Consider the following 16001-nt stretch of genomic DNA (forward strand, 5'->3'; position numbering starts at 1 on the left):
GGGCATTCGGTCTTTCGCCGAAGACGGTTTCGGGCATATAAAAAACGGCGCCGAAGCACCGTTTCAATTACTTTATTTCCCAGCCGCAACAGGAGCTTGTTCTGCCTGATATTGAAGGATGGCAAGGCTGAAGGTTTTGGCAGCAATCAGCATCGCTTTTTCATCGATATCAAATTTTGGATGGTGATGCGGATAGGCTGTATCTGAATACGTCGGCTTTGCGCCTGTGAAGAAGAAGGTTCCTTTTACGTGTTGAAGGAAGTAGGCAAAGTCTTCTCCGCCCATTTGCATCGGGCTTTCTTCTACAACCCCCACGCCAGGGACGTTTCCTGCGAGGTTTGCCAGGAATTCTGTTTCCTCGCGGTGGTTCACAACGGCAGGATAGCCTCTGTCAAAAGTATACTCATAGGCAGCATCATATAGGTCACAGGAAGCTTTCACCGTCCGTTTAATTTCCTGCTCGATCTGAGTGCGGATTTCTTCATTAAACGTTCTGACCGTTCCGATTAATTCAGCCGAATCGGCAATAACGTTAAATGGATTTTCTGCGATAAATGAACCGACAGAAACGACGGCTGATTCTACAGGATCGACTTTCCGGCTCACGATTTGCTGGAGGTTCAGCACGAGCTGGGAGCCAATGACAACAGCATCCTTCGTTTTTTGCGGCTGTGCTCCGTGTCCCCCTTTTCCCTGCACCTTAATCTGGAAGCGGTCTGCAGCTGCCATAATCGGTCCGGTCCGGTACTGAATTTTGCCAGCAGGCTCGCTTGCCCATAGATGGGTGCCAAAAATGACATCGACGCCATCAAGGCATCCGTCCTCAATCATCGCTTTTGCACCGCCGGGAGCGTACTCCTCAGCATGCTGGTGAATAAACACCACATTTCCTTCAAGATTCTCTTTGTGCTTATGCAGCACTTTTGCCAAAACAAGCAGTGTCGCTGTATGGCCGTCATGTCCGCAGGCGTGGGTGACACCGGGAACCGTTGATTTGTAGGAGACATCCTTTTCATCCTGGATCGGCAGGGCATCAAAGTCTGCGCGGAGGGCAATTGTTTTCCCAGGCAGTCCGCCTTTTACCACCGCTACAACGCCGTTTCCTCCCACTCCGGTTCTGGGCTCAATGCCGAGCTTCTGGTAATATTCTGCTATGTAGGCTGCTGTCTTGAATTCCATAAACGAAACCTCGGGATGCATATGGAGGTAGCGTCTGATTTCAACCATTTCCTCATAGGCTGCATCGAGTTCTGAACAAATCTCCTGAAACAAATCACTTCATCCTTTCTTTTTTGAAAAATATATATTCGCCAAATGATTCATAAGATAAAATAAATTCTGATATTAGGTCAATTTTAGGGAAGTTGTTTGAAAATTACAAGATTAAAATCTGAAAGGTGTGAAAAGGTGAAAAAGATTTCGATTATGGGAGGATGTCTTCTGGCAGCTCTCATTCTGTACGGACTTATCCACACGGCTTTTATAAAACCTGCAGATGACGGAGCCTCGCAATTTGCACAATACATTCAGCAGTCAGAAGGCATTCTTGCTTTTTTTGAGAGAATAGGCTATCTTGCTTCAAAGCCTGGCATCATCAGTCTGCTTGCAATAGCTATTGTTGTTCTTTCTCTTTTATTCAGACATTATCTTCAACCGCTCATGTTTGGTTTGGCGGTGTACCTTGGAGATGTTTTAAACAAATTTCTTAAAAGCGTGACGGCAAGAGAACGTCCGCCAGAGCCCCTTCATCTTGAAGAAGGGTTCAGCTTTCCGAGCGGCCATGCCATGGTAGGCGTCATCTTTTATGGTCTTTTTGCCTATATGATTATTGAAAAAATCAATTCTCCTGCTCTTAAAAAAGGAATCTGGGCAGCGGTTGTTTTGTTAATGGCCTTGATTGGGATCAGCCGCGTCATCACCAACTCGCATTATGCCACAGATGTGATTGGCGGGTACTGCATCGGCCTCGTTTTTCTCCTTGGGACCATTCTCATTTATGAATGGGCAAAGAATCTGCTTGCTGCTGCAAAAAAGAAAAAAGGCGGCGTTTCTGTATAAAAAAACAGGCATTCTCACGTTGGGAATGCCTGTTTTTTTATTTTTGATTGTTATCGGAAAATGAAAGAAGGGTAAAGGAATTGTGTCATTTCCAAGGAAATAGTGTCGCAATTTAGGCATGAAAAACTCCTCCATACATAGGTCGGAGGAGCGGTTCTTTTAGTGTTCTTTTACAACCTGATAGGTCGTCACGTAAGAAGGTCTCGGGAAAATCGGCTTTTGATCCACGCCCTCGCTTGTTCCGCGCTTTTTATGGGCTTTTGCGTAGGACTGGGACTGCTGCCAGTTTTTAAACGATTCTTCTTTATCCCATAGAGTTAAGATGACGTATGTGTCATCTTGAACAGGTCTCAGGACGCGGATGGCCGCAAATCCCGGTTCGTTTTCGATCATGCGGGCACGTTCTTTGAAGCGCTGTTCAAAAAGCGGTCTGCCTTCGTCTGTGACAGGAATATTGTTCAAAACGGCATAGCTGCCGGTCTTGAAATCTCCCACTCCATCAAGCACTTCGTATTTTTTAGGCTCTTTAAAAAGGGAATCTGATTCGCTTTCATGAAGAAGGATGCCCTTATCCTCATTCTGCATCAGCAGCATGTTTTCATCTGTGTGTTCTGCTGCGGTTTTTGCCAAGTATTCCGGAGTTCCAAATGTGACATAAAAGTTCATTTTACATACACCTCTTTTTGTTTCATTATAACAATGACTGGACAAAGAAGGCTATTATGAGCCTCTGCTTACATATTCAACCCTTTTTTTAACAATACTAAACATGTATAAATCTACGGAACGCAGGTGACAGCATGCGAAAAAAAGTCATTCTTTCTGCTCTGGCAGCTCTGCTGACAGCTATTATTGCTCTGGCAGTTTATCTCCTCATCCTTGTCATTGGAGATTATTCCATTGATGAAAAAAAGCTTGTGATGGATTCTACGACTACACTTGTTGATCCTGAAGGCAGCAAGGTGGCGGAACTGTATTTGCAGAACAGGGAGCCTGTCTCGGTCAAAGACATTCCCGTTCATGTCCGCGAAGCGTTTATAGCTGTTGAGGATAAACGGTTTTACGAACATAACGGAATAGATTTAAAAGCCATTTCAAGGGCTTTGTACAGGGATTTTCTTGCCGGCGGGAAAGTGGAGGGCGGAAGCACCATTACCCAGCAGCTTGCAAAAAACACATTTTTGACTTCTGAAAAATCTGTGCTCAGGAAAGTCAAAGAAGCCGCCATTGCCATGAGCCTTGAGAATAAATACAGCAAAAGCAAGCTACTTGAGCTGTATTTAAATCAGGTTTATTTTGGCCACGGTGCATACGGTATCCAGAGTGCTTCGCTTTACTATTTTAATAAAGAAGTGAAGGATCTGACGGTTGAAGAAGGAGCGATGCTGGCAGGAATTCCAAAAGCACCTTCCAATTATTCTCCTGTCCTTCATCCGGATAGAAGCAAAGAACGGAGGGACACAATCCTTTCTTTAATGGGTGATCAGGGTTATCTGACGGCTGAGGAAGTTGTCAGATCACAGGGGAGAACGCTCGGCCTTTCGATTTCTGAGGAATCTGAGACTCCATGGCTTATCTCATATATCGACATGGTAATGGATGAAGCAGAAGAAAGATACAACCTCTCAAATGAAGAACTGATGCGGGGTGGATATACAGTCACAGTGCCGCTTGATGCAGGCATGCAAAAGACCGCCTACGAACTGTTCCAGAAAGATGCGTATTTTCCAGGAACGACAAAAGGCGCAGAGGGAGCATTTGTCCTGATTGACAACAAGACCGGCGGTGTGAAGGCTGCCATTGGCGGCCGAAACTACGTGCAAAAAGGGTATAACCGCGTAACGACAAAGCGTCAGCCCGGGTCTACGTTCAAGCCGATTGCCGTTTATGCTCCTGCCATGGAGGAAGAAGAATTCGGTCCATACTCCCTGCTTGAAGACAAGCCCGTCTCATATGATGGCTATCAGCCAAAAAATAACGACCGCAAGTATGATGAAGAGGTTACGATGTACGATGCGATTACAGCCTCCAAAAATGCTCCGGCTGTGTGGACATTAAATGAAATGGGTGTCTCAACCAGCAAGAAGTATTTGGAAAAATCCGGCCTGCCCATCGAGGACAACGGCCTCTCCATTGCGCTTGGCGGACTTAAAAACGGTGTAACCCCTCTTCAGATGGCAAACGCGTACAGAGCTTTTGCGCAATACGGTGTATACAGTGAGCCGTATTTTATCCAAAAGATTACAGACCGAGATGCTAAAGAAGTTTCGGCACCAGAGCACCTAAAGAAGCGGATTTTTTCCGCACAGACCGCCTGGAACATGACGAGAATGCTTGAGGAGGTAGTAAACGAAGGGACAGCAAGCATCGGAACTTATGACGGTGTACTTGCAGGAAAAACAGGCACAACTTCATTTACCGATGTAGATGGTGCTGTAAAGGATGCATGGTTTGTCGGATATACTCCGTCTGTATCCGGAGCTCTCTGGATGGGATATGACCGCACGGACAGCAAACAGTACCTAAAGCAGGGCAGCTCCTATCCTACACGTCTCTTCAAAGAAATCCTGAGTGAGTCCGGCAAAGACCTGAAAACGGCATTCCAGATGCCTGACGGCGTTGAAGATCTTGAAGAGCCGATCAGACTGAAGAATCTGGGTGAAGTAAAGGCAGGGTACACGTTTAAAGCGCTTGGCCTTTTCACCGTGACATTGAAATGGGATGCGCAGAAGGATGACCGCGTCATCTACAGAATCTATGAGACAAGCGGAAGCAAAGACAAGCTCGTAGGGTTCGTCAAGGGTGAGGATTCGTATGAGATTCCTTATTCCAATCTCTTTTCAAACGCAGTGTATAAAGTCGTTCCATACAACGAGCAGACAGACCAGGAAGGCGAAGGGTCAGATCCTGTCAAACCCGAGCTTTTTACATCAGGTCTATGAGCAGCATGCAGATTCCGCATGCTGCTTGATTACGTCAATTTTTTGACATTTAATTGTGAAATCTATACAACAAGGTGTGAAACAGTTATAGTGTAAGAAGCAAAAACATAGGGAAGGCGCGGTTTGCCTGCGCAGCGCTGTTTCTATTTGGGGAACAGCTTACATAGAAAGGTGGATTTGAGGATTTATGACGGATTTGCAGTTTAATGATACATTCCTTAAGGCGTGCAGAGGGGAAAAAACAGATCACGTTCCGGTATGGTATATGAGACAGGCAGGTCGTTCGCAGCCTGAATACCGTGCGATTAAAGAGAAATACAGTCTGTTTGAAATCACGCATCAGCCTGAGCTGTGTGCCTATGTGACCAGATTGCCGGTGGAGCAGTACGGCGTAGATGCAGCGATTTTATATAAGGATATCATGACACCGCTTCCATCAATAGGGGTAGATGTTGAAATCAAGTCCGGCATCGGACCGGTCATTGACAATCCGATCCGCTCTTTCGCAGATGTTGAAAAGCTTGGAGAAATTGATCCTGAAAGCGATATTCCATACGTACTTGATACGATCAAGCTTCTGACGCAGGAGCAGCTGAACGTGCCGCTGATCGGATTTGCGGGAGCTCCCTTCACGATGGCAAGCTACATGATCGAGGGCGGACCGTCAAAAAGCTACAATAAAACAAAAGCATTTATGTATGCAGAGCCAAAGGCATGGTTTGCTTTAATGGACAAGCTTGCAGAAATGACGATTGTCTACTTAAAGGCTCAAATTAAGGCCGGGGCAAAAGCGTTTCAAATTTTCGATTCGTGGGTAGGAGCGTTAAATGAAGCAGACTACCGCTATTATATAAAACCTGTGATGGAGCGCATTTTTTCCGCAATGAAGGAAGAAAATGTGCCAATGATCATGTTCGGAGTAGGGGCAAGCCATCTTGCACGCGACTGGCATGACCTTCCGCTTGACGTTGTCGGACTGGACTGGAGACTTCAGGTCGATCAGGCAAGAGAAATGGGTCTGACGAAAACGCTGATGGGGAACCTTGATCCGGCTATTCTTCTTGCACCATGGAACGTCATTGAAGAGCGCGCCAAGCATATTCTTGACCAGGGAATGAAGCAGGACGGTTATATTTTCAACCTCGGACACGGTGTTTTCCCGTCTGTTAATCCGGACGTTTTAAAAAGACTGACAGCTTTCATTCATGACTATACAAAAAATGCCAAGAGTGCGCGGAGCATCTAATTTGGAAACCTGACCTCAGGAATGGCAAAATAAGAATCAGAACGAATCCAAAAGAGGTGTATGAAAATGACAAAGAAAACAATGGGTCTTCTTGTAATGGCATACGGAACGCCATATAAAGAAGAAGACATTGAACGCTATTACACACATATCAGACACGGCCGCACGCCTGCTCCTGAGATGCTGCAGGATTTAAAAGACCGCTACGAGGCAATCGGCGGCATTTCGCCGCTTGCTAAAATCACGCTTGATCAGGCCAAATCACTGGAAGAGCATTTAAATGCCGTTCAGGACGAAGTTGAATTCAAAATGTACCTTGGACTGAAGCACATCGAACCATTCGTTGAAGACGCGGTGAAACAAATGAAAGAAGACGGCATTGAAGAAGCTGTCAGCATTGTTCTTGCGCCACACTTCTCAACATTCAGCGTCAAGTCCTACAATGGACGGGCAAAGCAGGAAGCCGAAAATCTCGGAGGACCGGCTATTACGTCTGTTGAAAGCTGGTACCAAGAGCCTAAGTTTATTGATTACTGGGCGAAAAAAGTAAAAGAAACCTATGCGCAGATGACAGAAGACGAACGCGAAAAGGCTGTTCTGATTGTATCTGCCCACAGCCTTCCTGAAAAGATTATCGCTGCAGGCGATCCATACCCTGAACAGCTGCAGGAGACGGCAGACCTAATTGCAAAAGCAGCCGGCATCACGAATTATGAGACTGGATGGCAGAGTGCAGGCAATACGCCTGAGCCATGGCTTGGACCTGATGTTCAGGATCTGACAAGAGACCTTTTTGAACAGAAAGGGTACCGGACATTCGTATACATTCCAGTTGGATTTGTAGCAGATCACCTTGAGGTTCTGTATGACAACGACTATGAATGCAAAATTATTACAGATGAACTGGGTGCAAATTATTACCGCCCTGAAATGCCGAATGCGAAGAAAGAGTTTATTGACTGTCTTTCAACCGTCGTTCTTAAAGAACTCGGCATGAAAAAGTAGAAATGAAGCGGAGTTTCAGCAAGTGAAGCTCCGCTCAAATATGTGATGCACAAAAGTAAACAAAAAAGAAGGCGATAAACAATGACTGGCAAAAAGAAAAAAGTTGTCATCATTGGCGGGGGAATCACAGGATTATCCGCGGCATTTTACATGCAAAAAGAGATACGCGAACAAAACCTGCAGGCTGAGACGGTTCTTATTGAATCAAGTCCCCGGCTTGGCGGAAAAATTCAGACGGTTCATAAGGACGGCTTTATTATTGAGCGCGGACCGGATTCTTTTCTTGAGCGAAAAACAAGCGGACCTCAGTTTGTAAAAGACGTAGGACTGGGTTCAGAGCTTGTCAATAACGCAACGGGGAGATCATACGTACTTGTAGGAGACCGGCTTCATCCGATTCCGGCCGGTGCTGTTATGGGCATTCCCACACAAATTATGCCGTTTGTCACAACAGGCCTTTTTTCCGTTCTTGGAAAAGCACGGGCTGCAGGCGACTTTATCATGCCTGCCGGCAGAGAGCAGGGCGACCAGTCATTGGGTCACTTTTTCAGAAGGCGCCTTGGAAATGAAGTGGTTGAGAATCTGATTGAACCGCTGCTTTCAGGGATTTATGCCGGAGATATAGACAAGCTGAGCCTCCTGTCGACCTTCCCGCAATTCCATAAAGTAGAGCAGGATCACAGAAGCCTCATACTGGGAATGAAAAAAGGGCTTCCTGCATCAAACCAAAAGCATGAGCCTTCCAGAAAGAAAGGCATTTTCCAGACCGTCAAAGGCGGACTTCAAAGCTTGGTCGACGCTGCCGAAAGCAAGCTGACAGATACGCGGATACTAAAAGGAATCAAAGTCGAGGCCATTGAAAAATCAGGTGCCCAGTATTCCTTAAAGCTAAGCAGCGGCGAGAGGATGGAAGCTGACGCTTTAATTGTGACCACGCCTCATCAGCACACTGCAGGCATGCTTCCGGACAAGGAAAACTTTCAGTACATGCAGGAAATGCCTTCTACTTCTGTTGCAACAGTAGCCATGGCTTTCCCCGAGGATGCTGTCTCGATTGAAGGAAACGGCACGGGATTTGTCATTTCCAGAAACGGCGATTATACCATCACAGCCTGCACCTGGACCCACCGCAAGTGGCCGCATACCGTTCCGAAGGGAAAAGCCCTTATCCGTGCTTACGTAGGAAAAGCAGGCGACCAGGCGATCGTTGAACAGCCGGACCACGAAATCATCTCAGCTGTCCTGGAAGATTTGAATAAAATCATGAAATTGGATCAAAAACCTGACTTCACCGTCGTTTCAAGATGGAAACAGGCCATGCCCCAGTACAACGTGGGCCACCAGGAAGAAGTCCATAAAATGAAAGAAAAAATCATGAACAACTACCCGGGCATGTTCCTGGCCGGTGCCTCCTATGCAGGAGTCGGCATCCCCGACTGCATCGACCAGGGAAAATCAGCCGTCTCGCACGCATTGGATTATTTGAAAAAGGCAACTCTTTAAAAAGGGTTGTTTTTTTATATGCACTATTACTGGATTAGCTCAATCAAGGAGAAAAACGTGGATAAAGAAATTATTATAGAAGAATACAGCATGAATTGGTCGAGGCAATTCGAACAAGAAAAGAAAAAGCTTAACGATATTCTAAGGGACAGGGTTCAATCCATTGAACATATAGGAAGTACAGCCGTTGAGGGCCTTGGAGCCAAACCTGTCATAGATATTGCTGCTGGAGTAAATAATCTGGAGACAGTTAGTGAATTTATCAAACCTTTAAAACAATTAGAGTATGAATTTGTTTACCATAAAGAGTTTCCAGAACGACGTTTTTTTAGAAAAGGCCGGCGGAGAGCAGGTACACACCACTTGCACTTTTATGAATTTGAAGGAGAGCACTGGAATAATCAGCTTTTGTTTAGAAATTACTTAAGGGGAAATCCTGATGATGCAAGAAAATATTATTACCTTAAAATGTACCTGGCAGAAAAGTACCGATTTGACAGAGTTGCTTATACGGAGAATAAAGCTTCTTTTATCCAAAATATATTGCAAAAAGCGAGGCCCTCAGAGATATAGCAAAGCACAAAACTCCAGTGGACTGCAGCGGAGGGCACTTGACTCCTGCGGGAAATAGAGGGCACTGAAGATCCCGCAAGCGCAGCGAGGAAGCTTCAGGCACTCCCCGCGGAAAGCAAGTGACCGGAGCGGAAGGGAACGGGTATAATTTCTAACACATGAAGCATGAAAATATTGACTCGAATTTCTCTGTAACAGCAGTTGCTTCTTTAAAAAATGTATGATATATTTCTTTTTGTACTAAATGACCAAAAATGTCATTCGGTCATTTTTAGGAGGTGAGAGGGTTGAGCGTGGACCGCAAACAGCTTATTTTAGAAGCAGCAACAAGATCATTTACCCACTATGGCTATAAGGCAACGACAATGGATTCTGTTGCAAAGCTCGCAAATGTGGGAAAAGGAACGATCTATACCTTCTTTAAAAACAAGGAAGAGCTGTTTGATGAGATTGTCTCATCTTTGCTGACGGAAATGCGGGTTGCTGCTGAAGAGGCAATGGATGAAGATCTTCCATTTTTTGAAAATGTTCATCGTGCCCTGTACAATCTGCTTGAATTTCGAAAAAAGCATCAATTCACGATTAAAATTTTTCAGGAAAGCACTGATGTCGGCACACCTGCCGTTCAGGAAGTCGTTCAGAGGCTTGAAAAAATGATCCTGCAGTTTATCGCTGCCAAAATAGAAGCAGCTGTAAATAAAGGAGAACTCCGGGAGTGCAATCCTGAAGTAACAGCATTCGTGATGCTGAAACTATATATTTCTCTCATTTTTGACTGGGAAAAGCACCATGAACCGCTTGAGAAAGAAGAAATTGCGCATTTATTTGAATTATACTTACTCAAAGGATTATCAACATAGATGGTCCTATCTTTTTGGGAAAAAGTGACCAATTGAACAAATTGGTCAATATGTATTAAATTAGGAGGAAATGCAATGAGTTTAATGGCTAAAGAGTGGAAAGCGTTAGTTTCCAACAAAAAAGTGCTGATTCCGGTCCTTGCTGTTTTATTTATCCCGCTCATGTATGCAGGGATGTTCCTTTGGGCGTTCTGGGATCCGTATGAGCAGCTAGATCAGCTTCCTGTCGCCGTAGTCAACGAAGATACTGGAGCTGATTATGAAGGAACAGAGCTTCAAATTGGATCTGAGCTTGTTGATAATTTGAAAGCAAATCCAAAGTTCAAGTGGGAATTTGTTTCAAAGGATGAGGCTGTGAGAGGCCTTGAAAACGAGCAGTACTATATGATGATTGAAATACCCGAGAATTTTTCAGAAAATGCGACAACACTGATGGACGAGGATCCTCAGTCACTTGAGCTGAAATATGTTCCGAATGAAGGCTTTAACTTCTTGTCAGGGCAAATTGGCGGAACAGCCGTTGCTCAAATTAAAGAAGAAGTCTCAAATACCATTACGAAAACCTATGCGGAAAGCATCTTTGAAAACATTGACAAACTTGCAGACGGACTTGGCGATGCAAGTGAGGGAGCAGGCAAGATTGATGAGGGTGTCATCGACCTGAAAGGCGGTTCAGCTGAACTGAAAGAAAAGCTTGAGCTGCTTGCAGGAAAATCGATTACGTTTAAGGACGGATTGAATGACGCTTCTGCCGGAGCAAAGAAACTGGCAGACGGCGCCCAAAAGCTAGACAGCGGTCTGGGACAGCTTCAGGACGGGAGCGGGAAGCTTTACAGCGGATCAATGAGCGCTGAAAAAGGAGCTGCCCAGTTGAACGAAGGTCTTGGAACGTCTCTGTCCGGAATGAAAGAGCTTCAGAGCAATGTTCCGAAACTTACTGCCGGGGCAGAAGGAATCAGTGCCGGAGCGGGTGAATTATCCGGAGGCCTTAACCGCCTTTCTGACGGAAGCACGGCATTAGCTGCCGGAGCAGGTGAATTATCTACAGGGCTGGATAAGCTTTCTGCCGGTAATCAGGCTGCCTATAAGGGAGCCGGAGAACTCTCTGCAGGCCTGACACAGCTGAATGACCAGCTGGCAGTCATGCTGCCGCAAATTGAGAAGCTTCCTCTTCCGGAAGCCGAGAAACAAAAATTGATTGAAGCAGCAAAAGGCGTCAGCCAGCTTTCTGAAGGAAGCAAACAGCTGGAGTCAAGTCTTGGCCAGCTTTCTGCGGGCGCTGCCGATGCACAAAAGGGAGCAGCTACTATTGCAGATAAAAGTGCAGAGCTTTCAGCAGGAGCCGGAAAGCTTCAGGAAGGTGCTTCCAAGCTTTCAAGCGGTTCTTCTGAACTTGCAGCAGGCCAAAAGAAAGCAGAAGAAGGCATCAATCAGCTTGTGGCCGGACAGGAAAAACTGTATGCGGGCTCAGGCGATCTATTGAGTGGTCAAAAACAATTAACAGAAGGACAAAAGACTTTTAATCAGGAATTCGCGAAAGCTAAAGCCGGCTCCGCTGAACTTGCTGCCGGCAATAGTGAACTCGGCTCCGGAATTTCAAAGCTTGCTGAAGGATCAGGTGCGCTTCAGGACGGCACAAACAAGCTTGCTGACGGTGCCGGAAAAGTGGACGAAGGCGTTGGCAAATTGTCTGAAGGGACAGGCGAGCTGTCATCAAAACTTGGTGACGCAGCAGAGGAAACAAAAGATGCCGGCGGCTCAGATGAAACCTATGACATGATTTCAGAGCCGGTAAAAGTAAAAGATGAAAAAATCAACGCCGTTCCAAACTACGGAACAGGTTTTGCGCCATACTTCCTGTCACTCGGACTATTCGTTGGGGCCCTGCTGCTTTCCATCGTATTCCCGTTAAGACAGGCAGCAGGAACGCCTAAGAGCGCAATTGGCTGGTTCATGAGCAAGTTTGGTGTTCTGGCAGCAGTCGGAGTTATCCAGGCCTTGCTTGCCGATGCGGTTTTACTCTATGGACTTGATATTGAAGTACAAAGTGTTCCTTTGTTTATTTTATTCAGCATCATCACAAGCCTGGCATTCCTTACACTGGTTCAATTCTTTGTAACATCACTCGGAGATCCGGGAAGATTTGTGGCTATTATTATCCTGATTCTTCAGCTTACTACAAGCGCCGGAACATTCCCTCTTGAATTGATTCCAGAGCCATTGCAGATCTTTAATGCATGGCTGCCGATGACCTATACGGTTTCAGGTTTTAAAGCGGTCATCTCATCAGGTGATTACAGCTTTATGTGGCAGCAGGCAGGTATCCTCGGCATCTTCATTGCAGCGATGATTGCCGGAACGATTGCCTACTTCTTCATGGCCATCAGAAAAAACAAGAACAGCTTAACAGAGAAAGCTGCAGCATAATCTTAAACACCCGAAGCGAAAAGCTTCGGGTGTTTTTTGCAATGGAAAAATCTATAAAACTATTATTGAAAGCCCTTACATTTTAACATATAATAGAAAAATGAGAACGATTTCACTGTGTGTACGCTGATCGTTCGCAAGATGAGGAGGAGTGAACGTGTCTACAATCGAGGATGTGGCCAGACTTGCAGGACTTTCAAGGACCACTGTTTCCCGGGTCATCAACAATCATCCGTACGTTTCCGATTCGAAGAAAAAGGTTGTCTTAGAAGCAATGGATGAGCTTGGTTATGTTCCGAATTCATCTGCAAGAAGTCTTCGAAATCAAAAAACTGAAATTATTGCCGTTTTTATACCGCGGGTGCTGAATCCCTTTTTCAGCCAATTTATCGAATCACTTGAAATGGCGTCGTCAGCCAGGAACTATCAGCTGATCGTGTGCCAGACTCAATATTCCAAATCAAAAGAGCTCACCTATTTAAACCTTCTTAAAACAAAGCAGGTGGATGGTGTGATACTGGCATCCCTGGAGAATGACTGGAGCAAAATCGAGCCATTCACCGATTACGGTCCGATTGTTCTTTGCAATGAGTTTGAAGAGGACGCATCTGTGCCGATGATCAGGCTCGATCAGACATTTGGCGGATACATAGCAACCAAGCACCTGATTGAACAGGGACACACCCATATCGGCTATTGCTGCGGCGGGCACAGAAGCAACGTTGCCAAAGAACGGGAAAGAGGCTTCAGGCAGGCACTGATGGAAGCGGGATTAACGTTTGATGAAAATGCCGCATTCCGGAATGCCTTCAATATCGAAGACGGAAAACGTGTTTTTCATGAGCTGGCTGCTTTGGAGAATAGGCCGTCCGCTCTTTTTACCGGAGCAGATGAAGTGGCCGCAGGCGTTATTTCTGAAGCGAAAAAAAACGGCTGGAGCATTCCTTCTGACCTTGCAGTTGTGGGATTTGATAACCAGGCCATCACAGAACTGCTCGATCCTATGATTACAACCGTTCAGCAGCCTGTCTGCGAAATGGCTCAAAAAGCCATGGACATCATGATTGAAAAAATAAACAGAAAATCATACGCTGCCAGGGAAGTCTATCAGTTTCCGCTTAAACTGATTATAAGAGATTCAACGGGCGGCAAAAAGCTCGCAAACGTTTAATAGAGTAAGGCACCAGCCAGAGGCTGGTGCCTTTTTATGTGCATGCGCCATGAATGTTTACTGGAAAGAAAATAGTGGTAATTCAAAAGGGTGACTATTACTGTACGGAAGGGATGAGAAATTTGGACAAGCAGAGTAAAAACAGCAAGGATGAGCAGCTGGAAGCATACCGGGTTGATGATAAAGACGGGAACATGACCACCAATCAGGGGCTTAAGGTTTCAGATGACGAGCATTCTCTAAAAGCTGGCGATCGCGGGCCCACACTGATGGAGGACTTTCATTTCCGGGAAAAGATGACCCATTTCGACCACGAGCGGATTCCGGAGCGCGCTGTCCATGCAATGGGCTACGGGGCACACGGGTATTTCCAGGTATACGAGCCGATGAAGGAATTTACGATGGCGGGATTTTTGCAGGATCCTTCGGTTAAAACACCTGTATTCGTACGGTTTTCAACGGTGGCTGGCTCAAAAGGGTCTGCAGATACAGTCAGGGATGTCAGGGGATTTGCCGTGAAGTTTTATACGGAAGAGGGAAACTATGATCTGGTCGGGAACAATATCCCAGTCTTTTTCATCCAGGATGCGATTAAATTTCCGGATCTCGTCCATGCGGTAAAGCCGGAGCCTCATAATGAAATGCCCCAGGCCTCATCTGCGCATGACACGTTCTGGGACTTCATTGCCAACAATCAGGAATCGGCACACATGATGATGTGGGCGATGTCTGACCGGGCGATTCCCCGCAGCTACCGGATGATGGAAGGATTCGGCGTACATACATTCAGGTTTGTCAATGAGGAAGGAAAAGCACGATTTGTAAAATTCCACTGGAAACCGAAGCTCGGCGTGCATTCTCTAGTATGGGACGAAGCCCAGAAGCTTGCCGGAAAAGATCCTGATTTTCACAGAAGAGATCTTTACGAATCCATCGAGAACGGTGACTATCCAGAATACGAGCTTGGAGTTCAGATGATTGAGGAAGAGGACGAATTCAAATTCGACTTTGATCTCCTTGATGCAACGAAACTATGGCCGGAGGAAATCGTACCCGTTAAAATCATCGGTAAAATGACGCTCGACCGCAATCAGGATAATGTGTTTGCCGAATCGGAGCAGGTTGCGTTCCATCCGGGACATGTCGTGCCGGGCATTGATTTTACAAATGACCCGCTGCTGCAGGGACGCCTCTTCTCATATACAGATACACAGATTACAAGACTGGGCGGGCCAAACTTCCATGAGATTCCGATCAACCGACCTGTCTGTCCGTTTCATAACAACCAGCGGGACGGCATGCACCGCATGACCATTAACCGCGGGCAGACGGCATACCATCAGAACTCGCTTGCCCAAAACGCTCCGCGTCCTGCTGCGCGGGAGCAAGGCGGATATGTCCACTATCAGGAAAAAGTGGATGGACGGAAGATCCGCCAGCGCAGCGAGAGCTTTAAAGATCATTTTTCACAGGCAAAGCTGTTCTGGAACAGCATGTCAGAAGTGGAAAAGCAGCATATGATCACTGCCTTCCGCTTTGAGCTCGGCAAAGTAAAAAGCAAGAGCGTACAGCAGCAGGTCGTTAATATGATCAGCTGCATTGACAGCAGACTTGCTGGTGAAGTAGCTGAGGGAATCGGCGCTTCGGTTCCGAATGAGCAAACGGAGTCAGGCGTCACACTTGAGTCGCCTGCACTCAGCCAGGAAAAAACGGTCAAAGTTCCCGATACACGTAAAGTGGCAGTGCTTGCCGAAGACGGATATGATGCCGCTTCTCTTAACGAATTCATTGGAAAAATGAAAGAAACAGGCATGATGCCTGAAGTCATCAGCCACACGCTGAGTCCGCTGAAAAGTGAGGGCGGCGAAGAGCTTGAAGTTGATCATACCTTCCTCACAAGTGATTCCATTCTGTTCGACGCCTTTTATGTAGCGGGCGGGCAGAAGAATAAAGAGCTCCTGCTCGGCGAAAAAGACGCCGCAGCATTTCTAAAAGAAGGATTCAGTCACTTTAAGCCAATCGGAGCTGCCTATGAAGCTGCAGAAGTACTTGAAGCAGCGGGAATAGCTAATGGTCCCGGCGTTATTGTAGCAGAACAATCACAAGATCCGTCGGTATTCTCTGATGCATTTATCAGTGCAGCAGCCGAGCACCGTCATTGGGATCGGGAAGTTTGAAGGTGAAGACACTGAGAAATCAGTGTCTTTTTTTCATTT

General features: G+C 46.1%; 12 protein-coding genes. 10 read left to right on the plus strand and 2 right to left on the minus strand.

Going from position 1 to position 16001, the window contains the following annotated elements; genetic code table 11:
* Window positions 1–72: 72 nt before the first annotated feature.
* Complete coding sequence (locus JOJ89_RS04410; RefSeq protein WP_277987854.1) at window positions 73–1272, minus strand: M20 family metallopeptidase; 1200 nt, start codon at window positions 1270–1272, stop codon at window positions 73–75.
* 135 nt (window positions 1273–1407) lie between these two features.
* Between JOJ89_RS04410 and JOJ89_RS04415 the strand changes: the two genes are divergently transcribed.
* On the plus strand, window positions 1408–2058 hold the full coding sequence (locus JOJ89_RS04415) for a phosphatase PAP2 family protein (protein WP_203289685.1): 651 nt from the start codon (window positions 1408–1410) through the stop codon (window positions 2056–2058).
* A 159-nt stretch (window positions 2059–2217) separates the two neighbouring features.
* Here the strand turns inward: JOJ89_RS04415 and JOJ89_RS04420 are convergent, their stop codons facing one another.
* Window positions 2218–2724 (minus strand): antibiotic biosynthesis monooxygenase family protein, encoded by a 507-nt coding sequence (locus JOJ89_RS04420; RefSeq protein ID WP_029283710.1) that lies wholly within the window; start codon window positions 2722–2724, stop codon window positions 2218–2220.
* 134 nt (window positions 2725–2858) lie between these two features.
* On the opposite strand from JOJ89_RS04420, the gene JOJ89_RS04425 reads away from it, so the two are divergent.
* The 9 genes from JOJ89_RS04425 (at window position 2859) to JOJ89_RS04465 (ending at window position 15962) form a co-directional block, all read left to right on the plus strand.
* On the plus strand, window positions 2859–5000 hold the full coding sequence (locus tag JOJ89_RS04425) for a transglycosylase domain-containing protein (RefSeq protein WP_203289686.1): 2142 nt from the start codon (window positions 2859–2861) through the stop codon (window positions 4998–5000).
* A gap of 187 nt (window positions 5001–5187) precedes the next feature.
* Window positions 5188–6246 (plus strand): uroporphyrinogen decarboxylase, encoded by a 1059-nt coding sequence (gene hemE / locus JOJ89_RS04430; protein WP_203289687.1) that lies wholly within the window; start codon window positions 5188–5190, stop codon window positions 6244–6246.
* Window positions 6247–6312: 66 nt separating this feature from the next.
* Window positions 6313–7251 carry a ferrochelatase gene (gene hemH / locus JOJ89_RS04435; protein WP_203289688.1) on the plus strand — a complete coding sequence of 313 codons (939 nt, stop codon included), beginning with the start codon at window positions 6313–6315 and terminating at the stop codon, window positions 7249–7251.
* An 81-nt stretch (window positions 7252–7332) separates the two neighbouring features.
* Window positions 7333–8754 carry a protoporphyrinogen oxidase gene (hemY, locus tag JOJ89_RS04440; protein WP_029567319.1) on the plus strand — a complete coding sequence of 474 codons (1422 nt, stop codon included), beginning with the start codon at window positions 7333–7335 and terminating at the stop codon, window positions 8752–8754.
* Window positions 8755–8811: 57 nt separating this feature from the next.
* Window positions 8812–9327 (plus strand): GrpB family protein, encoded by a 516-nt coding sequence (locus tag JOJ89_RS04445; protein WP_029283719.1) that lies wholly within the window; start codon window positions 8812–8814, stop codon window positions 9325–9327.
* Window positions 9328–9614: 287 nt separating this feature from the next.
* Window positions 9615–10187, plus strand: a complete 573-nt coding sequence (locus JOJ89_RS04450) for a TetR/AcrR family transcriptional regulator (protein WP_029283721.1) — start codon at window positions 9615–9617, stop codon at window positions 10185–10187.
* 75 nt (window positions 10188–10262) lie between these two features.
* The gene (locus JOJ89_RS04455) at window positions 10263–12614 is read left to right on the plus strand and encodes a YhgE/Pip family protein (RefSeq protein WP_029283723.1); all 2352 of its coding nucleotides are present in this window, start codon (window positions 10263–10265) and stop codon (window positions 12612–12614) included.
* A 157-nt stretch (window positions 12615–12771) separates the two neighbouring features.
* Complete coding sequence (locus JOJ89_RS04460) at window positions 12772–13785, plus strand: LacI family DNA-binding transcriptional regulator (RefSeq protein WP_029283725.1); 1014 nt, start codon at window positions 12772–12774, stop codon at window positions 13783–13785.
* A 122-nt stretch (window positions 13786–13907) separates the two neighbouring features.
* Window positions 13908–15962 (plus strand): catalase, encoded by a 2055-nt coding sequence (locus tag JOJ89_RS04465; protein WP_481825265.1) that lies wholly within the window; start codon window positions 13908–13910, stop codon window positions 15960–15962.
* Window positions 15963–16001 lie beyond the last annotated feature (39 nt).

This window comes from Metabacillus sp. cB07 (assembly GCF_016839225.1).
Classification (GTDB): domain Bacteria; phylum Bacillota; class Bacilli; order Bacillales; family Bacillaceae; genus Bacillus_P; species Bacillus_P indicus.

What these genes read in the sequence shown, in the direction of transcription:
- hemE (WP_203289687.1), top strand. Translation starts at nt 5,188, where the DNA reads ATGACGGATTTGCAGTTTAATGATACATTCCTTAAGGCGTGCAGAGGG.
- JOJ89_RS04455 (WP_029283723.1), top strand. Translation starts at nt 10,263, where the DNA reads ATGAGTTTAATGGCTAAAGAGTGGAAAGCGTTAGTTTCCAACAAAAAA.
- hemY (WP_029567319.1), top strand. Translation starts at nt 7,333, where the DNA reads ATGACTGGCAAAAAGAAAAAAGTTGTCATCATTGGCGGGGGAATCACA.
- JOJ89_RS04425 (WP_203289686.1), top strand. Translation starts at nt 2,859, where the DNA reads ATGCGAAAAAAAGTCATTCTTTCTGCTCTGGCAGCTCTGCTGACAGCT.
- JOJ89_RS04420 (WP_029283710.1), bottom strand. Translation starts at nt 2,724, where the DNA reads ATGAACTTTTATGTCACATTTGGAACTCCGGAATACTTGGCAAAAACC.
- hemH (WP_203289688.1), top strand. Translation starts at nt 6,313, where the DNA reads ATGACAAAGAAAACAATGGGTCTTCTTGTAATGGCATACGGAACGCCA.